7 protein-coding genes are annotated in these 9325 nt (G+C 61.3%); 6 read left to right on the top strand and 1 reads right to left on the bottom strand.

The genetic code is table 11. The annotated features are described in order from the left end of the window. Positions 1-42 precede the first annotated feature (42 nt). The 4 genes from ACFY68_RS06430 to ACFY68_RS06415 all read left to right on the top strand — a co-directional run bounded on the left by ACFY68_RS06430 (position 43) and on the right by ACFY68_RS06415 (position 5985). On the top strand, positions 43-1476 hold the full coding sequence (locus ACFY68_RS06430; RefSeq protein ID WP_387524688.1) for a TolC family outer membrane protein: 1434 nt from the start codon (positions 43-45) through the stop codon (positions 1474-1476). Then, on the top strand, positions 1473-3641 hold the full coding sequence (locus tag ACFY68_RS06425; protein WP_387524685.1) for a type I secretion system permease/ATPase: 2169 nt from the start codon (positions 1473-1475) through the stop codon (positions 3639-3641). The genes ACFY68_RS06430 and ACFY68_RS06425 overlap by 4 nt, the downstream gene beginning before the upstream one ends. Beyond that, complete coding sequence (locus tag ACFY68_RS06420; protein ID WP_387524682.1) at positions 3638-4822, top strand: HlyD family type I secretion periplasmic adaptor subunit; 1185 nt, start codon at positions 3638-3640, stop codon at positions 4820-4822. Before ACFY68_RS06425 ends, ACFY68_RS06420 begins: the two co-directional genes overlap by 4 nt. A gap of 263 nt (positions 4823-5085) precedes the next feature. Then, entirely contained in the window at positions 5086-5985 is a 900-nt protein-coding gene (locus ACFY68_RS06415; RefSeq protein ID WP_387524679.1) for a chemotaxis protein, read from the top strand. Between the two features lie 197 nt (positions 5986-6182). On the opposite strand, the gene ACFY68_RS06410 is transcribed toward ACFY68_RS06415, so the two are convergent. Then, a complete protein-coding gene (locus tag ACFY68_RS06410; RefSeq protein ID WP_387524676.1) occupies positions 6183-7940 on the bottom strand; it encodes an anti-phage dCTP deaminase in 1758 nt (585 codons plus the stop codon). Between the two features lie 207 nt (positions 7941-8147). Between ACFY68_RS06410 and ACFY68_RS06405 the strand changes: the two genes are divergently transcribed. Together ACFY68_RS06405 and ACFY68_RS06400 are read left to right on the top strand one after the other, a co-directional pair. Further along, complete coding sequence (locus tag ACFY68_RS06405; protein WP_387524673.1) at positions 8148-8456, top strand: hypothetical protein; 309 nt, start codon at positions 8148-8150, stop codon at positions 8454-8456. After that, positions 8453-9187, top strand: a complete 735-nt coding sequence (locus ACFY68_RS06400; protein ID WP_387524670.1) for a YkgJ family cysteine cluster protein — start codon at positions 8453-8455, stop codon at positions 9185-9187. The genes ACFY68_RS06405 and ACFY68_RS06400 overlap by 4 nt, the downstream gene beginning before the upstream one ends. Positions 9188-9325: the final 138 nt, after the last annotated feature.

Here is a 9325-nt window from a genome sequence, read left to right as displayed (position 1 = left end):
GTCACGCCCGGCGGCAAGGACGATCAGCAGTAAGGGAATTATGTGAAGCGAAGCAGTCCGCTGACACCGCTGTTGCTGGGAGCCTTCGGGCTCCTGGTACTGAACACCAACCTGGCTGCCCACGCAGCCGATGACATAGATCCCAAGCTGCGCAATATCGGGCCGTCGCTGTTACGGGACGCCCCCGATGCCATCCCCGCCCGTCCACCCTCCGGCCAGGCCGCCAGCAATGGCGACCGCCTGGGGTTGGCTGAAGCGGTGGTGGCAGCCGCACAGTGGCACCCGAGCATCGCCGAAGCCATCGGCAACCTGTACAAGCAAGGCGAAGGCATCAACGTAGCCCGCGCCGGTTACTACCCACAGATTTCCGGCGGTATCCGCACCGGTTATGACACCGGTTACGGCGGCGACCGCAGCAGCCAGGCATTGAACCTGTCGCTGAAACAGATGCTTTACGATTTCGGCAAGGTCGACAGCGCCGTCGATGCGGCCCATGCGGCCGCCGCCCGCGCCCAGGCCAACATCCTGCTGGTGGTCGACGACCTGGCGCGAGATACCGCTTACGCCTGGATCGAAACCCGCCGCTACGAGCAGCTCATGGTGATTGCGCGTGAGCAGATCCGCGGCGTGGGCGACATCGCCGGCATGGCGCGCCAGCGCAGCGACATGGGCGCCAGCACCCGCTCTGACGTGGTGCAGGCCGAGTCCCGCGTGGAGGGCGCGCGCGCGACCCTTGAAGAATACCAAGCGCAGTACGAGCGCTGGCGGTCGATCCTCGCGGCCCTGCTCGGCCGCGTAGCGCCGCCCGCACTGGCCGAAGAAACACCGCCCGAACTGGCCCAGGCGTGCAAGCGCCCGGCAAGCGGCGACGACCGGCTGCCTGCGGTGCTCATGGCGCTGGCCCTGCGCGCGCAGTCCAGGGCGGAGCTGGCGCAGGCCAAGGCCGAAGCCTACCCGACCCTGTCGCTGCAGCCGCAGGTCAACCATTACCTTGACGACGACTACAACCGCGACAACAACCGCATCGACCGCACCCAGGCGGGCATCTATTTGAACCTCGAAGTGCCCATCTACCAAGGCGGTGCCATCAGCGCCCGCAGCCGCGCCGCCGGCCATGCCCTGACCGCCGCCGACTCCGCCGAAGACGCCGCACGCCTGCAAGCCCGCCGCGGCCTGGCCGAAGCCATGGCGCAGACCTCGGGGCTGGGCCGCCGGCTAAGCTCGCTGGAAGCACGCCAGGTGAGCATCAAGGAAGCCCGTGAGCTGTACGGCCGGCAGTACCTGGACCTGGGCACACGGCCGCTGCTCGACCTGCTCAACGCCGAGCAGGAAATCTATCAGTCACGTTTCGAGCTCGCCGGCACGCAATCCGACCTGCTGCGCCTGGATGTCGACTGCCTGTACAACACCGGTGCCCTGCGCATGGCCTTCGGCCTTGAAGGGCGCAACCTGCAAGGTGTGGAGATCGAGCCATGAACGATACCGTCAACCTGAGCCAAGCCAGCCAGCAGCAGCCTCCCGAGCAAGCCGTGGTTCATCGCCCGGACCTCGGGCCATGGCTGGAAGTCATGCTGCAGGTCGCCCACCACTACCGCCTGGATGTCTCGCCCCAGCGCATCCGCCTGGCGGCCGTGGAAGATGCCCGCCCGCTGGACGAGATCCTCCGCCACATGGCGCGCCAGGCTGGCTTGGCGCTGCGCTTTGTGCGCTTCGACGCCAAGGCCCTGCGGCAATGGCGCACGCCGCTGGTACTGGAACTCGACGACGGCCAGCTGGCCGTGGTCGAAGCCGTGACCGAGGCCGATGAGCTGGCTGTGGTGTTCGCTGGCGACCAGAGCCTGACCTCGCGCCTGCCCCGCGAAGCGCTCGAAGGGCGCATCAACCGCGTTGCGCTGATGCGCCCGGCGCGGCCATTGCGCGACGTGCGCACCGACGACTACACCGCGCCATACGACCGCCACTGGTTCGCCCGTATCGTGCTGCGTGACCTGCGCCCGTACGGGCAGGTAATGGTCGCCTCGCTGGTGGCCAACGTGCTGGCGCTGGCCGGCGTGCTGTTTTCCATGCAGGTGTACGACCGGGTCATCCCCGCCGAATCCCTGCCAACCCTGTACGTGCTGTTCGGCGGCGTGGTGCTGGCGCTGGTGTTCGACTTCAGCATGCGCCTGCTGCGCCTGAAGGTCACCGACCTGCTCGGCAAGCGCGCCGACTTGCGGGTGTCGGACCTGGTTTACGGCCACGCGCTGCGCCTGCGCAATTCGGCACGGCCCAAATCCACCGGCTCGTTCATTTCGCAGTTACGCGAACTGGAGTCGATCCGCGACTTGATCACCTCCAGCACCGCTACCGCGCTGGCCGACCTGCCGTTCTTCCTGTTGTTCCTGTTCGTGTTCTGGTTGATCGGCGGCGTGCTGGTGTTCATTCCGCTGGTAGCACTGTTGGCCATGCTTTTGCCGGGCCTGCTGGCACAACGCCGGCTGGCACGCTTGGCCAACGCTTCGATGCGCGAGTCGTCGCTGCGCAACGCCATGCTGGTAGAGAGCATCCAGGGCCTGGACGAGATCAAGGCGCTACAGGCCGAAGCGCGCTTCGAGCGCCAGTGGAACCAGTACAACGCCGCCTGCGCGCACACCAACCTGCATCTGCGCACCCTCACCAATGGCCTGGTGACCTGGACCCAGAACGTGCAAGGCGCAGTGTTTGCCGTGGTCATCGTCATCGGCGCGCCCATGGTGATTGCCGGCGACCTCACCACCGGTAGCCTGGTGGCAGCGTCGATGCTGTCCTCGCGCATGATGGCGCCGCTGGCCCAGCTCACCCATGTACTGACCCGCTGGCAGCAAGCCAAGGTGGCACTGCAAGGCCTGGACAAGCTGATGCAGTCGCCGGTCGACCACCCCGAAGGCGAAGCGCGGGTGCACCTGCCGGCCATCCGCGGCGAGTACAGGCTGCGCCAGGCCAACTTCCGCTACGACGCCGAGGCGCCACCGGTGCTGAACATCGGCCAGCTGGACATCCAGCCCGGCGAACGCATTGCCGTGCTGGGGCGCAATGGCGCCGGCAAGTCGACCCTGCTTCAGGCACTGGGCGGCGCGATGGACCTGGTGCAAGGCGAAGTCACCCTGGATGGTATCGCCCTTGCCCACCTCGACCCTGCCGACCTGCGCCGTGACGTGGGCCTGTTGCCGCAGTATGCGCGGCTGTTCCACGGCACCCTGCGCGAGAACCTCACCCTGGGTGCCGGCCAGGCCAGCGACCAGGAACTGGTCGCCGCGCTGGCCGCCACCGGCGCCCTGGACTTCGTGCGCCGCCTGCCCAAAGGCATGGACCACCTGATCCTCGAGGGCGGCATCGGCCTTTCCGGCGGTCAGCGCCAGGCCCTGGTGCTGTCGCGCCTGCTGGTGCGCCAGCCGCAGGTACTGCTGCTGGACGAACCCACCGCCTCGCTGGACGACATGACCGAGCGCAAGCTGCTGGATAACCTCGACCGCTTCTGCCAGGGCCGTACCCTGGTGATCGCCACCCACCGCTTGAGCGTGCTGCAACGGGTCGAGCGGATCATCGTGCTCGATGGTGGGCGCATCGTCATCGACGACAAGCGCGACGCCGCACTGGCCAAATTGCAAGGAGCGCAGGCATGAGCAACCATGAACTCCCCGCCTCCTACCTGGATGGCCAGGACGACCAGGCCGTGCTGCGCGCGGGCCGGGTCATCAGCGTGTGCGCGCTGATGCTTGCGGCGTTTCTGGGCTGGGCGGCCTGGTTCGAAGTGACCGAGGTGTCCACCGGCACTGGCAAGGTGATCCCAAGCTCCCGAGAGCAGGTGATCCAGTCGTTCGAAGGCGGCATCATCGCCGAGATGAACGTGGCCGAAGGCGACATGGTAGAGCGCGGCCAGATACTCGCCCAGCTGGACCCGACCAAGACGGCCTCCAGCGTTGGTGAGAGCGAGGCCAAGTACCGAGCGGCCAAGGCCAGCGTGGCGCGCCTGCGCGCCGAGGTCACCGGCAAACCGTTGGTGTTCCCCGACAGCCTGCGCGATTCGGCCGACCTGATCGACGCCGAAACCGCGCTGTACCAGACCCGCCGCCGCGGCCTGGAACAGACCCTGGCAGGCATCGAGGACTCGCTGCGGCTGGTGCGCAGCGAGCTGAAAATCACCGAGAACCTGGCCAAGATGGGGGCATCCAGCCGCGTCGAAGTGATCCGCCTGAACCGCCAGCGCTCGGAGCTCGAGCTCAAGGCCAACGAAGCACGCTCCGATTACCTGGTGCGCGCCCGTGAAGAGCTGGCCAAGGCCAGCGCCGAAGCCGACAGCCTGTCGGAGGTGATCCGCGGGCGCAGCGACTCGCTCACCCGCCTGACCCTGCGCTCGCCGGTGCGCGGCATCGTCAAGGACATCGAGGTCAACACGCTGGGCGGCGTAGTACAGCCGGGTGGGCAGGTGATGAAGATCGTGCCGATGGATGAAAGGCTGCTGATCGAAACCCGCATCGCCCCCCGCGATATCGCCTTCATCCACCCCGACCAGGCGGCCAAGGTGAAGATCAGCGCTTATGACTATTCGGTGTACGGTGGGCTGGATGGCAAGGTGGTGGGGATTTCACCCGACACCCTGCAGGATGAAGTGAAACCGGAGATCTACTACTACCGGGTGTTTATCCGCACCGAGCAGGACAGCTTGCAGAACAAAGCAGGCAAGCACTTCGCGATCGTGCCCGGGATGATTGCCACGGTCGATATCCGCACCGGTGAGAAGACCATTCTCGATTACCTGATCAAGCCGCTGAACCGCGCCAAGGAGGCCTTGCGCGAGCGCTAGGGGCCGCTGCGCGGCCATCGCCGGCAAGCCGGCTCCCACAGAACAATCGCTACCTTACTGATTTGGCGGGGATCCTGTAGGAGCGGCTTCAGCCGCGAACACCGGCGAAGCCGGTGCCATCCACCGCGGCGCCTGCTTCGTGGCTGAAGCCGCTTGTGTCTTGAGGTGGGGGCCGGCTTGCCGGCGATAGGGCTGCCGCCAAGTTAAAGCCCAGCCAAAACAGGCCGATAACCCGATATCCCCTGTTTCCCACGAAGGTCACCATGGCCACGCAAAATGCCCGCGCGGATTCGCTGTCCCTGCTGCTGTTCACCCTGCGCAGCGGCAAGCTGATGGCAATCAACCTGCTCAAGGTCAGCGAGATCATCCCTTGCCCGGCGCTGACCAGGCTGCCCGAATCGCACCCGCATGTGAAAGGCGTGGCGACCCTGCGCGGCAACCCGCTGTCGGTGATCGACCTGTCCCGCGCCATCGGTGAACGCCCGCTGGCCGACCCCGAGGGTGGCTGCCTGATCGTCACCGAGATCAGCCGCTCACGCCAGGGCCTGCATGTGCAGGGCGTAAGCCGCATCGTCCATTGCCTGAGCACCGACATCAAGCCGCCGCCGTATGGCTCGGGCAGCCGCTCGTTCATCACCGGCGTGACCCGGGTCGACAACACCCTGGTGCAGGTGCTGGACATCGAAAAAGTCATCCATGCCATCGCCCCACCCGAGCCGGAACCGGCCCCTGGCGTACTGAACGAAGAGGACGCCAGCCTGCTCGCCGCTGCAAATATCCTGGTGGTCGACGACAGCCAGGTGGCGTTGCAGCAATCGGTGCATACCCTGCGCAACCTCGGCATCGACTGCCACACCGCGCGCAGTGCCAAGGATGCCATCAACGTGCTGCTGGAGTTGCAGGGCACCGGGCAGGAAATCAACATCATCGTTTCCGATATCGAGATGTCGGAAATGGACGGCTACGCCTTCACCCGCACCCTGCGCGAAACGCCAGACTTCCAGCACCTTTACGTGCTGCTGCACACCTCGCTGGACAGCGCCATGAGCGCCGAAAAGGCCAGGCAGGCGGGGGCCAATGCCATCCTCACCAAGTTCTCCTCGCCCGAGTTGACCGACTGCCTGGTGGTGGCGGCGCGCACTGTGGTGTTTGCCGAGCGCTAACACCACAATAACTCGGCAGTTGGTCGCTTAAGACCCCTGCCGAGTCCCATCATCCGCGCTTGGACTGCACCCGCACCTGAGGAGCGCCATCAGACTGGCTTCGATCTCTTACCGGTGCTTTCAGAGCCTCCTGCTTCCAGCTAGGCCACTGCTCGACTTTCTTACGGCAATCGTCAAGGTAACGAAGAAAATCCTGTTTAGCTCCGCTCATCCGATTTCTCCTTCAGGTACGTTGACAGCATAGTGCTTGCTATGGACTCACGCTCGATATAGGAGCATGGCAACATTTGGGTGCGCAATTTAGCATCTGCTTCGCGCCAGTCAACCACTTGACCGTCGACTGTCTTACGTATGACAGGATAGCCACTTCCCAGATTTGTGGAAAAGAGATCAAAAAAACTACGTGGTCCCACGCCCATAAAGGGTTGAAACAAGACACCTGCACTATCAGGATTGGTAGATATCGCATCGGAATGAAATTGTAGCGCCTTGCTTTTAGGGTAAGGCTCTACATAAACCACCCTCTTTATACCTGCGGCTATTATATGCTTAGCGCAATTATGGCAAGGGAAGGTAGTACAATAAATTGTACTACCCAAAGCGGTTACGCCAGCACGACTCGAAGATAAAATCGCTTCCATCTCTGCATGCACAACCCGCCCATACTCTGTAATATCCTTTATTCCACTTGATGAAATCAAAGGGGTAAGTTCAACCCTAAGGTGGTCAGGCAAAATCGCTATCAGCCCATCGATTATTGCCTTTTTCTGAGCGGCATTGGAGTCTTCGCCACGCTTGTAGTCACGACCGTCTTCTGCGTCAACGATTTCATGAGATTCGTTTTTACTAGGCCAATATAAGCCTCCCCCTGAGCGAGGAACATCGTTAGCTCCTGTAGCAACAATACAATTGTCCTTGGCGATGACCGCACCCACCTGACGCGATAAATCCGCAGATCGCAATGAAGCTGAGAACGCCATGAACATAGCATACTCATCAAAAGTTGGGGTAACGTATGGCTTCCCGAACAGCAGATCCAGTATTCGCCAAACCTGCTTTTTCAGATCGTCATGGTGACCATCATTACTGATAAAAAAATCAGACAAATGATAAGTATCTCTGGTGTGCTGACCAAACTTTTCCTTTTCGTTTTCATCCCGTGAAACAAGATTATCAATTTGCGTCTTCGACAGCCTGAGGTCCTCAGCTAAATACTTATGCCTGCGCTCTGAATCTGCATGCACACCAATAAGGAAGAAGCCACCCGCATATATCTTTCTGAGCCGCTGGACTTCATCGGGGCTTTTTAAAGAATTTATGATATAGGCATTTCTTCTAGGAGCACTCTCAGCACGCATCTTTCCTATGGCTGCCGCCGCGCCAAGCGCCAGCACAGAATTATCCTGGCACTCATTCCGAAGCCTGTTACCTTCAACCATGAACCCATCAATACGCTCAAACTCATTTTTTGCTATTGGCGCTTCCCCAAGCATGGCGATAACATCAGATGAAATTTTTATCTGATGAGCCTCGTAGGAAAATGCTTTGAGGCGCTCCTCCAACAGCTGACAAACAATTTTCAAGTCAGTACCAACCGCACCAACCAAGCCAATAACCAGTTCTGAATCAGAGTAGGAATCATCTAAAAAAGACGCGTTTATTATTACATTCTCTTCAGCCAAGCTTCTGATAGCTTCATCAGCCTCATCAGCTAAACTCTGGGGTTGCGGTCCATCCTCCATAGCGAGCAGGTCTTGAACCAGACACTGGAGCGCACCTGCAGCCTCTGGCTTTCCTTGGAACGTCATATTGCGGGTATTGGGATACCAATTTAGCACCCCGCCACTATTAGCTCGAAACTGATATTGATTCGGATTCAACGCTTTCCAAACGCCAGCAGAATCCAACTGAATCAATTTTGCCCTAAGCTCTTGGTAATCACCTTCAAAACGCATTCCCACCCCCAGCGGAACATGTCAAATGCAAATCGCACAATAACCTTATAGCCGAAACAAAAATCAGGTCAAAATTGAAGTAGGAATTATTGATCTAAGCATGCGCTTGAAACAATGCGTAAAAAATCCGAGAATGCTGTAGGAAATAACCGTTTGCACCATCCAATATCAAAGGCATAATTCACCCATTTGTAGGTGGAACCCGTGATGGCTCGACAATTTTTGTTCTTTGTGATCATCTTTTCAGCATTCAGCGCCCAGGCCTCCAGTAACCAGGCCTGGAACGAACAACGCCAGCAGATGCTCAAGGCCTGCCTGGCCGCCAGCCAGTTCAAGGATGCCCACGCCCGCGGCAAGCCTGCGGAATTCGATGACCAGGTGGGTTTCAGCGCGCTGGTCATCGAAGGCGTCTACCCGCAGAAGCACATGCAGCAACGCACCGGCACCGAGCTGTGCCTGTTCGACCGCCAGCACCAGCGCGCCTTCGTCAGCGAATGGAACCCTGACGCCAAGTGAACGATAGCCTGCGTTTTGCCTGTACCGGCTGCGGCAAGTGCTGCACAGGCCACCATGTGCCGCTGACGCTGGGCGAGTCGCGCCAGTGGGCAGCGGCCGGCGGCCAGGTGGTGGTGCTGATCGAAGCGTTCGTGGTAGACGGCCCGGGCATGCCGGCCGATCAGCGTGAGCATGTGCTGCGCCGCTCGCACCCAGTGCCTTGCGGCGGCAGCGATATGCGCGTTTCGGTGACTTTTGCCGCCTTCAACCCCGGGCGCTGCCGTAACCTCGACGACAATGACCTGTGCACCATCTACGAGACCCGGCCGTTGGTCTGCCGCATCTACCCGGTGGAAATCAACCCGCACATTCCATTGCGGCCAGCGAACAAGGACTGCCCACCAGAGGCTTGGGAGCAAGGGCCTGAGCTGATCGTCGGTACGCAACCGATCGACCCGGAGCTGGCGGCGTTGGTGCAGGCTTCGCGGCAGGCTGACCGGGACGATATCGCCAGCAAGGTTGCCGTGTGCCAGGTGCTGGGGATGACGACCAGTGCGTTGAAGGGGAACGGGTTTACTGCGTATCTGCCGGAGATGGGGGCGTTTACTCGGGCGCTGGGGCAGGTGCCTGAGCCTGATGATTGCCGGTGGACATTGCATGTGCAGGATGATGAGCTAGCGGCGAGGCTCCAGGGGCTCGGGCTGCAAACGACGGACGAACCGCCGGTGTATTACGCATTTATCGGTTTTTGAGGGGTTGCTGGGCGCATGCCTTGAGTTTTGGGGTGTGGCGTAAATCGAGCGCCGCCCGCGCGGCGCTTCGCGGGGCAAGCCCGCTCCCACATTTGTTGCAACGTGCCATTCCAGTCAGGCCATGGTTGTTCGCCTTGG

Source organism: Pseudomonas sp. NPDC012596, assembly GCF_042902325.1.
Lineage (GTDB): Bacteria > Pseudomonadota > Gammaproteobacteria > Pseudomonadales > Pseudomonadaceae > Aquipseudomonas.
The sequence above is the reverse complement of the archived record's forward strand: the minus strand, read 5'-3'. Positions and strand labels throughout refer to the sequence as shown.

What these genes read in the sequence shown, in the direction of transcription:
- ACFY68_RS06420 (WP_387524682.1), top strand. Translation starts at nt 3,638, where the DNA reads ATGAGCAACCATGAACTCCCCGCCTCCTACCTGGATGGCCAGGACGAC.
- ACFY68_RS06415 (WP_387524679.1), top strand. Translation starts at nt 5,086, where the DNA reads ATGGCCACGCAAAATGCCCGCGCGGATTCGCTGTCCCTGCTGCTGTTC.
- ACFY68_RS06425 (WP_387524685.1), top strand. Translation starts at nt 1,473, where the DNA reads ATGAACGATACCGTCAACCTGAGCCAAGCCAGCCAGCAGCAGCCTCCC.
- ACFY68_RS06405 (WP_387524673.1), top strand. Translation starts at nt 8,148, where the DNA reads ATGGCTCGACAATTTTTGTTCTTTGTGATCATCTTTTCAGCATTCAGC.
- ACFY68_RS06410 (WP_387524676.1), bottom strand. Translation starts at nt 7,940, where the DNA reads ATGCGTTTTGAAGGTGATTACCAAGAGCTTAGGGCAAAATTGATTCAG.